Source organism: Streptomyces sp. NPDC017529 (assembly GCF_044329785.1).
Lineage (GTDB): Bacteria > Actinomycetota > Actinomycetes > Streptomycetales > Streptomycetaceae > Streptomyces.
The window spans coordinates 781,310-794,685 of sequence record NZ_JBIRJY010000001.1 but is presented as its reverse complement, the minus strand read 5'-3'; the positions used below and the strand labels follow the sequence as shown (position 1 = coordinate 794,685).

14 protein-coding genes are annotated in these 13,376 nt (G+C 73.5%); 9 read left to right on the top strand and 5 right to left on the bottom strand.

Features of this window, described 5'->3' with window-relative positions:
* The first annotated feature begins 154 nt into the window (after nucleotides 1–154).
* Nucleotides 155–2,032, top strand: coding sequence for a CocE/NonD family hydrolase (locus tag ACH4K4_RS03125; protein WP_398164373.1), 1,878 nt, complete (start codon nucleotides 155–157; stop codon nucleotides 2,030–2,032).
* A 54-nt stretch (nucleotides 2,033–2,086) separates the two neighbouring features.
* Here the strand turns inward: ACH4K4_RS03125 and ACH4K4_RS03120 are convergent, their stop codons facing one another.
* Nucleotides 2,087–2,569 (bottom strand): nuclear transport factor 2 family protein, encoded by a 483-nt coding sequence (locus ACH4K4_RS03120; RefSeq protein WP_398164371.1) that lies wholly within the window; start codon nucleotides 2,567–2,569, stop codon nucleotides 2,087–2,089.
* A gap of 75 nt (nucleotides 2,570–2,644) precedes the next feature.
* On the opposite strand from ACH4K4_RS03120, the gene ACH4K4_RS03115 reads away from it, so the two are divergent.
* Complete coding sequence (locus ACH4K4_RS03115; protein WP_398164369.1) at nucleotides 2,645–3,607, top strand: helix-turn-helix domain-containing protein; 963 nt, start codon at nucleotides 2,645–2,647, stop codon at nucleotides 3,605–3,607.
* Nucleotides 3,608–3,667: 60 nt separating this feature from the next.
* Here ACH4K4_RS03115 and ACH4K4_RS03110 read toward each other — a convergent pair whose 3' ends face one another.
* From ACH4K4_RS03110 to ACH4K4_RS03100, 3 genes are all read right to left on the bottom strand, one after another.
* On the bottom strand, nucleotides 3,668–3,868 hold the full coding sequence (locus ACH4K4_RS03110) for a ferredoxin (RefSeq protein WP_398164367.1): 201 nt from the start codon (nucleotides 3,866–3,868) through the stop codon (nucleotides 3,668–3,670).
* Nucleotides 3,869–3,924: 56 nt separating this feature from the next.
* A complete protein-coding gene (locus tag ACH4K4_RS03105; protein WP_398164365.1) occupies nucleotides 3,925–5,112 on the bottom strand; it encodes a cytochrome P450 in 1,188 nt (395 codons plus the stop codon).
* 150 nt (nucleotides 5,113–5,262) lie between these two features.
* A complete protein-coding gene (locus ACH4K4_RS03100) occupies nucleotides 5,263–5,976 on the bottom strand; it encodes a TetR/AcrR family transcriptional regulator (RefSeq protein WP_398164363.1) in 714 nt (237 codons plus the stop codon).
* A 51-nt stretch (nucleotides 5,977–6,027) separates the two neighbouring features.
* Between ACH4K4_RS03100 and ACH4K4_RS03095 the strand changes: the two genes are divergently transcribed.
* The 4 genes from ACH4K4_RS03095 (at nucleotide 6,028) to ACH4K4_RS03080 (ending at nucleotide 8,837) form a co-directional block, all read left to right on the top strand.
* Entirely contained in the window at nucleotides 6,028–6,993 is a 966-nt protein-coding gene (locus ACH4K4_RS03095) for a DUF2867 domain-containing protein (protein ID WP_398164362.1), read from the top strand.
* A 64-nt stretch (nucleotides 6,994–7,057) separates the two neighbouring features.
* Nucleotides 7,058–7,816 carry a 4'-phosphopantetheinyl transferase family protein gene (locus ACH4K4_RS03090; protein WP_398164361.1) on the top strand — a complete coding sequence of 253 codons (759 nt, stop codon included), beginning with the start codon at nucleotides 7,058–7,060 and terminating at the stop codon, nucleotides 7,814–7,816.
* A gap of 101 nt (nucleotides 7,817–7,917) precedes the next feature.
* Nucleotides 7,918–8,460, top strand: a complete 543-nt coding sequence (locus tag ACH4K4_RS03085; RefSeq protein ID WP_398164360.1) for a GNAT family N-acetyltransferase — start codon at nucleotides 7,918–7,920, stop codon at nucleotides 8,458–8,460.
* Nucleotides 8,460–8,837 (top strand): glyoxalase superfamily protein, encoded by a 378-nt coding sequence (locus tag ACH4K4_RS03080; RefSeq protein ID WP_398164358.1) that lies wholly within the window; start codon nucleotides 8,460–8,462, stop codon nucleotides 8,835–8,837. The genes ACH4K4_RS03085 and ACH4K4_RS03080 overlap by 1 nt, the downstream gene beginning before the upstream one ends.
* A 4-nt stretch (nucleotides 8,838–8,841) precedes the next feature.
* On the opposite strand, the gene ACH4K4_RS03075 is transcribed toward ACH4K4_RS03080, so the two are convergent.
* Complete coding sequence (locus ACH4K4_RS03075) at nucleotides 8,842–9,177, bottom strand: DUF6204 family protein (protein WP_398164356.1); 336 nt, start codon at nucleotides 9,175–9,177, stop codon at nucleotides 8,842–8,844.
* A gap of 148 nt (nucleotides 9,178–9,325) precedes the next feature.
* On the opposite strand from ACH4K4_RS03075, the gene ACH4K4_RS03070 reads away from it, so the two are divergent.
* The 3 genes from ACH4K4_RS03070 (at nucleotide 9,326) to ACH4K4_RS03060 (ending at nucleotide 13,369) form a co-directional block, all read left to right on the top strand.
* Nucleotides 9,326–10,231 (top strand): arginase family protein, encoded by a 906-nt coding sequence (locus ACH4K4_RS03070; RefSeq protein ID WP_398164354.1) that lies wholly within the window; start codon nucleotides 9,326–9,328, stop codon nucleotides 10,229–10,231.
* 120 nt (nucleotides 10,232–10,351) lie between these two features.
* The gene (locus tag ACH4K4_RS03065; protein WP_398164352.1) at nucleotides 10,352–12,355 is read left to right on the top strand and encodes a DUF5107 domain-containing protein; all 2,004 of its coding nucleotides are present in this window, start codon (nucleotides 10,352–10,354) and stop codon (nucleotides 12,353–12,355) included.
* 90 nt (nucleotides 12,356–12,445) lie between these two features.
* On the top strand, nucleotides 12,446–13,369 hold the full coding sequence (locus ACH4K4_RS03060; RefSeq protein ID WP_398164351.1) for an NADP-dependent oxidoreductase: 924 nt from the start codon (nucleotides 12,446–12,448) through the stop codon (nucleotides 13,367–13,369).
* Nucleotides 13,370–13,376 lie beyond the last annotated feature (7 nt).

Here is a 13,376-nt window from a genome sequence, read left to right as displayed (position 1 = left end):
GCCCAACGAGTGGTACGGGCGGAGCCGTCCGGATGGTCCTGGCCGGGCAGGGGGACAATCCCCTTTGCGAGTGTTGACACGTTTGTTACCCGTGTCACACCATGAGCCGGCCGGTACCGACCGCTTGGTACGGCATGCCGTTGTGGAGGTCTGCGTGCCCAGCGTGTCCCGAGCCCTGTCCGGTGCCGAGTACCGACCCGTCCGGCGCGCGTCGCGCACCCGCTCCGTCCGCCTGCCCGTCACCGTCACCGTGTGCCTCGCGGCGTGCGCCGCCCTCATCGGACCGCTCACCGCCGCCGGGACGGCCGCGGCGGCCCGGAAGGGGAAGCCCCCGTACACCGTCCAGACCGTGAAGCTGACCGTGCGGGCCGGCGGCCGGGACTGCACCCTGGACGCCGACCTCTACCGCCCCAAGGGCGTGGACGCCGCGCACCCGGCCCCGGCCGTCCTGACCACCAACGGTTTCGGCGGCAGCAAGTCGGACGGCTCCACGGACGCCATCGCACGCGCCTTCGCCTCCCGCGGCTACGCCGCCCTGGCCTACTCGGGCCTGGGCTTCGGCCGGACCGGCTGCCCGATCTCCCTCGACGACCCGCAGGTCGACGGGCGGGCGGCGAGCCGGATTCTCGACTTCCTGGCCGGCACCCGGCCGGCGAAGGACGGGACCCGGGTCGACTTCGTCACCGCGGACGGCCCGGGGGACCCGCGGGTGGGGATGTTCGGCGGCTCGTACGGCGGCGCCATCCAGCTGGCCACCGCATCGGTGGACCAGCGGGTGGACGCGCTGGTCCCGCTGATCACCTGGCACGACCTGGCCTACTCCATGGCCCCCAACGGCGCTGACCGCACCGCCGGCACGTCCGGCCCGTGGCCCGGCGTGTACAAGTACCAGTGGACCAACGGCTTCTACCTCATCGGCGAGGCGCAGGGGCTGCTCCACCCGCGTCTCGACAAGTCGGGGCAGGGCGGCGCCGGGTGCGTGCACTTCGTGGCGCGGGCGTGCGAGGCCAAGAAACTGCTGAACTCGGGGCGTTACCCGGCGGCCCGCACGGACGCCGTGCTCGGCTACCTGCGCGGCCTCTCCCCGGTCTCCTACCTCGGCGCGGTACGGGCCCCCACTCTGCTGGTCCAGGGGCAGGCGGACACCCTCTTCAACCTCAACGAGGCGGCCGCCACGTACGAAGCCCTCCGGGCGCAGGGCACCGAAACGAAGATGATCTGGCAGGCCTGGGGCCACAGCGGCGGCATGACCGATCCGGCGGAGGGTGAACTCGACCTCGCCAAGGGCGATTTCGAGAGCAGTTACGTCGGGCGGCGCGTCCTCGCCTGGTTCGGCCGCTACCTGCGCCAGAGGTGGGAGACGGACACCGGCCCGGCCTTCGCTTACTACCGGGACTGGGTGCGCCGGGGGCCGGCGTACGCCACGTCGGAGGTCTTCCCCGGCGGCGTCCCGCGCCGGTTGTACCTGTCCGGTGACGGCAGGCTCGTGGACAGCCCGGCGGACGTGGTCCCCGGCAGCCGCCAGTACCGCAACTGGCGGCTGGCGTCGAGCCATTCGGAAAGCTCGCTGGCCGAACTGCTGAAGCTGCCGAACCGCAAGCCGTACGACACCCGGGGCACCTACCTGGACTGGACGTCGCAGCCGGTCGGCGGGCGTGCCGTGGACGTGGTCGGCGCGCCGCGGGCCACCCTCGAAGTCGACTCTCCCGCCGCCGAGCGGACGCAGGGCTCCGGCGACGCGGCCGACCGGCTGGTCCTGTTCCTCAAGCTCTACGACATCGCCCCGAACGGCGGCAAGACGCTGATCCACCGCCAGGTGGCCCCGGTCAGGGTGCCCGACGTCACCCGGGAGTTCACCGTCGACCTGCCCGCGATCGTGCACCGCTTCGAGCGGGGGCACCGGCTGCGCTTCGTGGTGGCCGCCAGCGACACCGCGTACTTCGGCAACCGCGGGATCAAACCGGTGACGGTGCGCAGCACGCGCGAGAAGACCGGGATGCTCGAACTCCCCGTGGTCGTCGGCGGCACATAGGGTCTGTGGAGACACCTGGCCGCCAGTGATCACTTAGTGTGGTGGCTGTCGATGTCAGGTGCCCGGCTGGTCGTGTGCCGGGGGCGCCGGGGTAGGTCCGCAGGCCGGATCGGGGGACAACTGCTGCGGGACTTCGCCGAAGACCATGCGGAGACCGCGGGCCGTGTCCGCGTACTCGCGGACCCGGTGGATCAGTTGGTCCCGCAGCTCGAAGACGAAGCAGTGGTCGTTGCTGTAGGGATTGCCGTTGGCGAGCGTCGCCGTCATGGTCGCCTCCACGGCCACCCGCTCGCCGTCGGCGAGCACGCCGTGGAAGGTGACGGCGACGTCACGCGCATACAAGCGGGGGAAGTCCTGGGCGAAGAAGCGCACGATCGCGTCCCTGCCCACCATGTGGTTGGTCCTCCCGAGCGCGGCGGCAGTGGCGTTCCCAGGGGGCGACAGCCATTCGGCGTCCTCGGTGAGGACCGCGGAGATCTGGTCCGGGTCGTTACTGGCGAATGCCTGGAAGGCGTTCTGGACAATGTTGTGGCTCATGGACCCACTGTCGCCTTCGGCACGTGACGGCGTATTGGAGGAATGTTCCCTTCGGTCCCCGCTTAGCATGGGGTGATGCGATCCACGCGATGCCCTGGACGCGAGCGTGAGGCGGTGGCCAGGTGGGCCGTGGCCAGACCGCCACGGCCCAGCCGGACAGCCGGTGTCGGCCTGGCAGGATTCCGCGACCTCGACGTCGGCCCGGTCGACATGCGGGTGGTCCCGCACCCGGCCGTCACACTGGTCCTGGAGTTCGGCGGCGGTCCGCTCGTTGTCGATACCGCCACGGACCGGCAGCAGCTGAGCAGCCTTGTCGCCGGGTTCACGCACGGCGCTCTCCGCGTGCGGGGCGAGACGATCGAGTGCGTGGAGGTGCGCCTGTCCCCGTTGGTCGCGTACGCGGCGCTGGGCACCTCCCCGGCGGAGCTGGAGCACGTGGTGAGCCTCGACGACCTGTGGGGCCGGGGCGCGTCACGGATCCGGGAGCAACTGAGCGAAGCCCGCTCGTGGCAGGACCGTTTCGCCCTGACGGACGCCTTGCTCGCCCGCCGGGCAGAGACGGGGCCGTCCGCGGACCCCCAGGTGGCCTGGTCCTGGGACCGGATCGTCGGCAGCCGCGGCCGGGTCCGGATCGACGCGCTGGCAGCCGAGGTCAGGTGGAGCCGCAAACGTCTGTGGTCCAGGTTCCTGGCGCAGACCGGTCTCCCGCCCAAGCGCGCCGCGAAACTGGTCCGCTTCGACCATGCCGTCCGCCGCCTGGCGGCGGGCGAGGACGCGGCCCGGATCGCGGCGGACAGCGGCTACGCCGACCAGTCCCACCTGCATCGCGACGTCCTGGAGTTCACCGGGGTGACTCCGGCGGCCATGGCCCGCGAGCCAGGTCTGGTGGTGGACGACATCGCGTGGGCAGACACCGCGTCGGCGAGACGGGCCGACACCCCGCCCCACCCGGTACGCACCGCTCGGCACCCGTGCAGGGATGACGTCCCCCCTGGTGTGGAGCGCAATCTGCGTTCCCTCACTGGCCGCTGTCCGTGAACTCGGAACCGACCGTACGTGGCCTCCAGGCTGCTCAGAACCGGGGACGCGAACAGCTGCTCAGGGCGTGTCGTCGGAGACCGTAATGGCCTGGACCGGGCAGGCGCGGGCGGCTTCCCGTACGAGCGGGTCGCCGGCGCCGTCCTCCCGGCCGGGCAGCAGGGCGCTGAGGCCGTCGTCGTCCTGGGTGAAGACGCCGGGGGCGGTCAGCGCGCACTGTCCCGAGCCGATGCACACGGACGTGTCGATGTCGATCTTCATAGGGCTCTCTTCCGTTCGTTCGGGGTACTTCCACGGTGGCGCGGGCAGCCGTACGGCTACCAGGTGACGGGCAGTTCGACCAGGCCCTGGAGCGTGTGTCCCGGCTTGGCGGGCACCTCGGCGGCGGGCACCGCCAGGCGCAGGCCGGGGAAGCGGGCGAAGAGCGAGGTGAAGGCGATCTCCATCTCCGCGCGGGCCAGGTTCTGGCCCAGGCACTGGTGGACGCCGAAGCCGAAGGCCACGTGGTGACGCGCGGAACGGTCCCAGTCCAGGGTGTCCGGCGAGGCGTAGGCCGCGCCGTCCCGGTTGACGACCGACGTCGAGAAGATGACGCCGTCGTCCGCCCGGATCGTCGCACCGCCCACCTCGATGTCCTCGGTCGCCACCCGCACCATCCCGTCGGCGATCGACAGGAACCGCAGCAACTCCTCGACCGCGTCCGGGACGCGCGAGGGGTCGGCGCGCAGCGCGGCGAGCTGTTCCGGGTGCTCCAGCAGGGTGAAGGTGCCCAGCGAGAGCATGTTGGAGGTGGTCTCGTGGCCGGCGACCAGCAGGAGCATGGCCGTGCTCACCAGTTCCTCGTGCCGCATCTCGCCGGTCGCCAGCCGCTCGGCGATCAGTTCGTCCAGCAGGCCGTCGCCCGGGTGCTCCCGCTTGTGGGCCACCAGGTCCGTGAAGTATTCCTCCAGCCGCCGGCGCGCCGTGAGCGCGCCCTGCGGCTCGGTGCTCTGCAGGACCGTGCGGGACTCGGCCTCGAAGAACTCGTGGTCGGCGTAGGGCACGCCGAGGAGCGCGCAGATGACCATGGACGGCACGGGCAGCGCGAAGGCCGGCACCAGGTCGGCCGGCGGGCCCTGTTCCTCCATGGCGTCCAGGAGCCGGTCGACGGTCCGCTGGATCTGCGGGCGCAGCGCGGCGGCACGCTTGAGGCTGAAGCTCGGTATCAGCATCCGGCGCTGCGTGTTGTGCTCGGGGTCGTCGACGCCGAGCAGCGGTGTCCGCACGGCGCGCAGCGCTTCGAAGCGCGGTGCGGGCGCGGGGAACGCCGGGTTCTGCCGGTCGGCGGACAGCCGCGGGTCGGTGAGCAGGGCCCGCGCCTCGGCATGGCCGGTCACCACCCAGGCCGTGCGCCCGTTGTAGAGCGTCACCCGCGTCAACGGGCGCTTTTCACGCAGGGGTTGGTATCCGGTGGGCGGGTGGTAGGGACAGGTGCGGTCCTGCGGGAAGGGCAGCGTCTCGGTCATGAGGACCCCCGGAGAGAGGACTGCGCGGTCGGTGTAGTCGATGAACTCCTGGTGTCAGGTTGGCGGAAGGCGGGTCAGGGGGAGATAAGGGGGCGGAGGGCAGGTGGTCGGCCTGGTTGTCGTTTTCCGTACGGCCGGCCGCGGCAGCGGTCATTCCGCTTCGACGCCGGTCCGGCGGGCTCCGGTGTGCTCCCGGTGGAGCAGGGTGCCGATCACCGAGTCCAGGTAGCGGTCGCGGTCCGCGCGGCCGGGCAGGTTCTGCGGCACGGCGTGCCCCAGCTGGGCGTGGCCGAGGTACGCCGTGTACGCGAGCAGCCCACGGCGGTGTGCCTCGGCCTCGGGGAAGCCCAGTTCGGCGAAGAGCCCGGCGAGGTAGCCGACGCGGCGGTCGGTCACCCGGCGCAGGACCGCCGCGACACGGGAGTCGGCCGCCGTCGCCAGGAGGGAGACTTCCAGGGGATCGTCGGTCGCCGCCGCGGTCGCGTACGCGAACAGCGCGCGCAGCCGCCGTTCCGGGTCGGTTTCCGCCTCCACCGCGGTGATGACCGCTTCGGTGCACGACTGCTCCCAGCGTTCCAACGCGGCCTCGACCAGGGCGTCCCGGCTGGCGAAGTGCCAGTAGAAGCTGCCCTTGGTGGTGCCGAGGCGGGTGGCGATCGGCTCCACGGCCACCGCCGCCAGGCCGCCTTCGCCGAGGGCGGCGAGGGCGGCGTCGGCCCAGTCCTCGGCGGTCAGGCGCCGGCGGGTGCCGCCGCTCTTCGCTGCCGCCCGGCTGCCGCGCCCGGCCCCGGTGCCCTGTTCGCGGCCGTTTCGCGTGCCGTTGTCCGTGCCGTCCGCCGGGTGGTCCGTTCGCCGTTGCGCCATGTCCGTACGCTACCGTACGGTTGAACATACGCCACCGTATGGAGATGCCCGATGCGCACGGTCCACGATGTCCACGCACGCACCGTCCGAGCGTCCGCCGCGGCGGTCGGAGCCCTGCTCGACCGGCTGGCCGGCGACGACGACCCGCTCTTCCCGGTGCCCGGCTGGCCCGCGATGCGCTTCGACCGCCCGCTGGGCGTCGGCGCGACCGGCGGCCACGGCTTCGTCCGGTACCGCGTCACCGCCTACGAGCCGGGCCGCCGCGTCCGGTTCGACTTCCCCGAAGGCGGCTACCACGCCTTCGAGGTGACACCGCTCGACGCGGACCACTGCCGGGTGACCCACGTCCTGGAGGGGCGGTTCCGGGGCGCCCGGCGGGCGGCGTGGCCGATCGCCGTCCGGTGGCTGCACGACACCGTCGTCGAAGAAGCCCTCGACAACGTCGAGCTGGCCGCCACCGGCACGCTCCGGGCCCCCGCCCGCCGGTCGCGGTGGGTGCGGCTGCTGAACCGGCTCCTGTGGGAGCGCCCCACCGCCGTCGCCGTCCCCTCGGGCGCCCGCCTGGCCCGCAATGCCTTCGCCCGTACGGACTTCCAGGACGCCTGGCAGCTGCCGCTGCCGCCCGGGATGCCGCGCGACCCCGCGGCCTGGAAGGGGGTGCTGCGCGGCGCGTTCCCCGAGCTGGGCCGCGCGGAGACCGCGGACGGCGGGGAGATCCTGCTCGGCCAGGACGCCCGGCACCTGGACTTCCGGGCGTCGATCCTGGTCGAGAGCCCCGGGACGGGGGAGCGGACCACGGGCCACGAGGGCCGGGTGACGCTGAGCACGGTCGTACGGACCCACAACACGGGCGGGCGGCTCTACTTCGCGGTGGTCCGCCGCGTGCACCCCGTCCTCGCCCGTGCGATGCTCCGCCGTACCCACCGCCGCCTGGCCCTGGCCGCTCCGAGCGCCGGGGAGCGCGAGTTGGCCGCGCGCGCCCCGCAGTCCGGGTACGGTCACCGGGTACGGCCGTAACCGGACGGCCGCGCCGGCCGGCTCCGGACGGGCGCGCGAGAAACAGGACGAGGGAGTGCGACCGATGACCACGGGCGATACCTGGGCCCCGAGCGAGGAGCGTGGCGCCGTGCGGCCCGCCTTGATACCCGAGGTGTACGACGCGGCCGCGCTGCCGGACCCGCTGCCGGCGGGGGGCGGGCAGCCGGTGTCGCTGTGGCTGGTCCGCACCGTGCCCGAGGCCGGGCTGCACGACACCGCCGTGCTGGACGAGACCGAGCGCAAGCGGACCGCCGCGTTCGTACGGCCCGGCGACCGCGACACGTACGCCACCTCCCACGGCGCGCTGCGCCGCCTGCTCGGCGCGTACCTCGACCGCGACCCGGCAGAGCTCCGGTTCGTACGCGAACCCTGCCCCTGCTGCGACGAGCCGCACGGCCGCCCCGCGCTGGCCGGCGCCGAAATCCCCTTGCACTTCTCGCTCTCCCACACCGGCGACATGGCCCTGCTGGGGTTCGCCCCCACGCCCGTGGGCGTGGACATCGAGAGGCCGGCGTCGCCCCGGACCGTGGCCGAGGTGTCGGGCATGCTCCACCCGCAGGAGCGCGCGACGCTGGACGCCCTCCCGGAGGACGGGCGGCCCGCCGCCTTCGCCCGCTGCTGGACGCGCAAGGAGGCCTACCTGAAGGGCACGGGAAGCGGCCTGGCGGGCGACCTGATGACCACCACCCTGGTCGGCGCGGGACCGAGCCCGGTCGCGGTGCCGGGCTGGCACATGGCGGACGTGTCGGTGCCGGAGGGTTACACGGCGGCCTGCGCGACCCGCACGGCCGCCGCGCCGTGACCGGCGCCGGCGGCCCGGTACCGCGGCGCGGGGGACGGCGCGGCTCGCGCACATGTCCGTATCGCCTGGCGCCCGCCTCCGTGGCTCCATAGGATCGGACGATGGCCGACGATCACTATCTCGCCATGGGGCCGCGGGTGGCGCTGCGGCACTTCTCGGCCGCGGACCGGGACGAGTTCACGGCGCGGGCGCGGGAGAGCGTGTCCCTGCACCGGCCGTGGCTCTCGCCGCCGACCACCGCCGCGGCGTACGACGGCTACCTCGCCAAGCTGCGGGAACCGACCCGCGAGGGGTTCTTGGTCTGCGCGAACCAGACCGGCCGGATCGCGGGCTTCCTGACGATCAACAACATCGTCTACGGCGCGTTCCGCTGCGGGGCGGTCGGCTACGGCGCCTTCGCGCACGCCGCGGGGCGGGGGCTCATGAGCGAGGGGCTGCGGCTCGCCATGGGGTACGCCTTCGGCGCGCTGGGGCTGCACCGCCTGGAGATCAACGTTCAGCCGGCCAACGAACGCTCGATCGCCCTGGTCAGGCGCGCGGGCTGCCGGCTGGAGGGCTGCTCGCCCGACTTCCTGTTCATCGACGGCGCCTGGCGTGACCACGAACGCTGGGCCATCACCAGTGACATGTTCGAGGCGGCCTGATGTCCGAGATCACCTTCCGTCACCCCGTACCGGTGCTCCGCGTGTTCGACGTGGCCAAGGCACACGAGTTCTACCTCGGTTACCTGGGCTGCACCGTCGACTGGGAGCACCGCTTCGCGCCGGAACTGCCGTTGTACACGCAGGTGTCGCGCGGCGGCCTCGTCCTGCACCTGTCCGAGCACTACGGGGACGGGACGCCGGGAACGGTGGTGTACGCCGAACTGGGCGGCGTACGGGCGCTGCACGCCGAACTGGCCGCCAAGGACTACCCGTTCCTGCAGCCAGGACTGGAGGAGGACGGCGAGATCGGGCTGACGCTGACCCTCACCGACCCGTTCGGCAACCAGCTGCGGTGCACCGAGCCGCCCGCGGCGTGAGCCGTCAGCGGCCCTTCCTGTTGATCTTCATGGTGTCCATGTCGGTGGCGGAGGACCGCAGGTCGCGGTAGCCGTACCCGGCCGCCGTCAGCGCCGCCTCCGCCTTCTCCTCGGCGAGGGCGGCCGCCAATTCCTCGCCGTCCGCCGCGTCCGAGACGATCTCGTACCGGTACGTGAACGAGCGCAGCGCGGTGTCGTAGGCGAGCGCTCCCTCGGGGGTGAACCGGTGCTGCGCCAGGCCGTGGTCGTCCGCCTCGGCCAGCAGCGCGGCCCTGGCCCGGTCCGTCAGGCCGTGCCACGTGCCGCGCACGATCACCCGGTAGGTGTGCTTCGTCGTCATCGCCGTTCCCCTCGTCCCGGTCGCCGGTCCGCCGTCCTTCGCCGTACCGATGCGCTTGCAACGGTACGTCATGCGGCGGCGCGGCACCCGCCCGCCCCCCTGCCCGCGTCCTGTTGAAGACCGGGCGCCGGTGAGGTGAGATGGCGGCATGCGCCGCATCGTGCTCCTCGACGCCCCCTCCAACCTCGGCCTGCGCCCGCCCGCGCCCGGCACCGTACCCGGCTGCTACAAGCTGGCGGGCGCGCTGCGCGAACAGGGCCTGCTGCGGCGGCTCGGCGCCCTGGAGGGCGGGGTCGTGACGCCGCCGCGCTACGACCTGGGCGGCTGGCGGGAGGGCGACGGCGACTTCAACGCCGCCGCCATCGCGGACTACACCCGCCGCCTCGCCGGCCGCGTGGAGGCGCACGTGCGGGCGGGGGAGTTCCCGGTCCTGCTGGGCGGCGACTGCTCCATCCTGCTCGGCGCCGTACTGGGCCTGCGCCGTACCGGCCGATACGGCGTCGCCTACCTCGACGGGCACGGCGACTTCCGGCACCCGGGCAACACCGACCGCACCGGCCCGCTGGGCGCCGCCGCCGGCGAGGGCGCCGCCCAGATCACCGGCCGCGGCCAGGCCGACCTCACCGGCATCGACGGCCTGGCACCGTACGTGCGCGACACCGACCTGCACATCCTCGGCATCCGCGACGACGACGAGGACCGGCCCGAACTGGCCTCGCTCGGCATAGGCAACCGCACGGCAGGCGAGATCCGGGAACAGGGCCCGGACGCCGTTGCCCGCAAGGTCCTGCGCGACCTCCAGAGCACGGCACCGGACGGCTTCTGGATCCACCTGGACGCGGACGTGCTCGACCCGTCCGTGCTGCCCGCCGTCGACAGCCCCGACCCCGGCGGCCTGCGCACCGGGGAACTGTACGAACTGCTCGCCCCGTTGGCGGCCTCCCCGCGCTGCGCGGGCCTCGACCTCACCATCTACGACCCGGACCTCGATCCCGAAGGTACCGGCGCGAAGCTGCTGGCCGACCTTCTCGAAAGCGTTCTTGTGGGGCTTTGACCACACCTGGCCACAAGTGGCCCTGTTCAGGCGCGCGCCGACAGGGTTCCATGGTCAACAGGCGGCCGCCGCACCCGAGGCGGCCCGGTACAACCATGCGAGGCAGCCGTGGCCACGAGTGTGCGACGCACGACCCTGACCCTTCCCGCGGCGCCCGTCGGGCCGGTCAATCCGCTGCCCGCCGTGCGCGCCCCGCGCGACGTCCACCGTGTCACGCTGCCCGAAGGCACGGACCTGCCGCCCGACATGGCCCGCCAGTTCGCGTACGAGCCGCTGGACTCCCTGCTGCCCGTGGGCCTCCGCGACGGCTACGGACGCGCGCGTTCCGCAACGGCCCTCGATGCCCTCGTCATCGAGAACGACCGGCTGCGCGCCACCGTCCTGCCCGGCCTCGGCGGCCGGGTGTACTCGCTCCACCACAAGCCCACCGACCGCGAGCTGCTGTACCGCAACCCCGTCCTCCAGCCCGCCAACTTCGCGCTCAACGGCGCCTGGTTCTCCGGCGGCATCGAGTGGAACACCGGTGCCACCGGACACACCACCCTCTCCTGCGCCCCGGTGCACGCCGCGACCGTACCGGCGCCCGACGGCGGCGAGATGCTGCGCCTGTGGGAGTGGGAACGACTGCGGGACCTCCCCTTCCAGGTGGACCTGTGGCTCCCGGAAGGCTCCGACTTCCTCTACGCCGGCGTCCGCGTCCGCAACCCCCACCTGAACGCGGCCCCCGCCTACTGGTGGACCAACATCGCCGTGCCCGAGGACGAGCACACCCGCGTCCTCGCGCCCGCCGACGCGGCCTGGCACTTCGGGTACGAGCACACGCTGCGCCGTGTCCCCGTCCCCGAATCCGAGGGCGCCGACCGTACGTACCCGCTGCGCAGCGAGTTCCCCGCCGACCACTTCTACGACATCCCGGACGGCGAACGCCGCTGGATCGCCTCGCTCGACGCCACGGGCCACGGCCTCGTGCACACCTCCACCGACACGCTGCGCGGCCGCAAGCTGTTCCTGTGGGGCGCGGGCCGCGCGGGCCGCCGCTGGCAGCAGTGGCTCACCGAGCCCGGCAGCGGCGGTTACGCGGAGATCCAGGCGGGCCTGGCCCGTACCCAGCTGGAGCACGTACGGCTCGAAGGCGGCGCGGAGTTCGCCTGGCTGGAGGCGTACGGGCCGCTCGCCGCCGACCCCGTGGCGGTGCACGGCGCGGACTGGCCGGCGGCCCTTCGCGAGGTCGGCGACCGGCTCGAAGCGCGGCTGCCGCACGAGCGGATCGACGCGGCCTACGAGGCCTGGCGGCCGTACGCCGACCTCGAACCCAAGGAGACGCTGGCCACCGGCTCCGGCTGGGGCGCCCTGGAATGCGCCCGCACCGGCCACGACCTGCCCGGCACCCCCTTCGCCGCATCCACCATCGGCCCCGAGCAGCAGCCCTGGCTGGCGCTGCTGCACACCGGCGACTTCCCGCGCGGCGGCGGCGTGCCGGTCGCCCCGCTGGTCGCCGCGCCGTGGCGCGACCTGCTGGAGTCCGCGCCGCCCGGCCCGGCCACCGACTACCACCTGGGCATCGCCCAGTGGCACGCGGGCGACCGCGCCCAGGCCGTCCGCAGCTGGGAACGCGCCCTGGCCCACGGCACCGACTGCCGTCCCCTGTACTGCCTCGCCGTCGCCGAGGAAACCGCGGGCGAAACGGCACGCGCGGCCCAGCGCTTCGCGGAGGCGCTCGCCTGCGCTTCGCACGGCGAAGAGGACGGCGGGGCGGCCGGTGCCCTCCTGCCGGCCCTGGTACGCGAAGCCGTCCCCGCCCTGCTCGCCGCGGGCCGCGCCGACGAAGCCGCCGCCGCCCTCGACCGCCTGCCCCAGGACACCCGCGCCGACGGCCGCTTCGCCCTCCTGGCGGCCCGAGTGGCCCTCGCCAGGGGCGACGCCGCCGCCGCCCGCGCCCTCTTCGACCGCGGCTTCGAGGTCCCCGACCTCCGAGAGGGCGACGAGATCCTCGGCGACACCTGGTCCGCCGTCGCCGAACGCCTCACGGCGGGCCCTGGCCCCGTCACCGAAGCCGTCCGCGCCGAGGCCCGCAGGCGGCATCCGCTGCCGGAGCACTACGACTTCCGGATGCGGGCGGTGTGAGGCGGCCCGTACACCCCGCCGCAACCCGTCTGCCTGCGCCGATCGGGTGCCTCGCGGAATGATCCGGTGCGGTCGCTCGTTGGAACGCGCATGAAGGCAGTTATCGCGAACAGCTACGGCGACCCCGGCCAACTCCACTACACCGACCGGCCCGACCCCAAGGTCGCGCCGGACTCGGTGCTGGTGCGGGTCAAGGCGGCCGGGGTCAACCCCGTCGACTGGAAGGTGCTGGCGGGCTACCTGGACCCGATCATGGACGTGCACTTCCCGCTGATCCCCGGCTGGGACGTGGCGGGGGTGGTCGAGGCGCGCGGCGAGGACGCGACCGAGTTCGCGGTCGGCGACGAGGTGATCGGGTACGTACGCAAGGACGCGGTGCAGCAGGGCACGTTCGCCGAACTGGTCGCCGCACCCGTGCGGACCCTGGCGCGCAAGCCGGCCGCGCTCGACTGGCAGCAGGCCGCCGGGCTGCCGCTCGCCGGGCTCACCGCCTACCAGGCGCTCGACCGGGTCGGCGTCACCGCGGGCGAGACCGTCCTGGTGCACGCCGCGGCGGGCGGCGTCGGCTCGCTCGGTGTGCAGATCGCGGTGGCCCGCGGCGCCCGCGTCATCGGTACGGCCAGCGAGCGCAACCACGACTTCCTGCGTTCTCTCGGCGCCGAGCCGGTGACGTACGGCGACGGCCTGGCCGAGCGGGTGCGGGAGCTGGCGCCCGACGGGATCGACGCGGCCCTGGACTTCGTCGGCGACGGCGCCGTCGACGTCTCGCAGGAGCTGCTGCGGGACACCTCCCGGGTCGCCTCCATCGTCGAAGGCGATGTGCGCAAGAAGGGCGGGCACCTGGTGTGGGTGCGGCCGGACAGTGCCGGTCTGTCCGCGCTGGCGGACCTCGCCGACGCCGGGAAGCTCACCGTGCACGTCGACACGGCGCTGCCGCTGTCCGAGGCGGCGGAGGCGTTCCGCCGCAGCCAGGAGGGCCGCACGCGCGGGAAGATCGTGCTGGAGGTCTCCTGACGGGTGG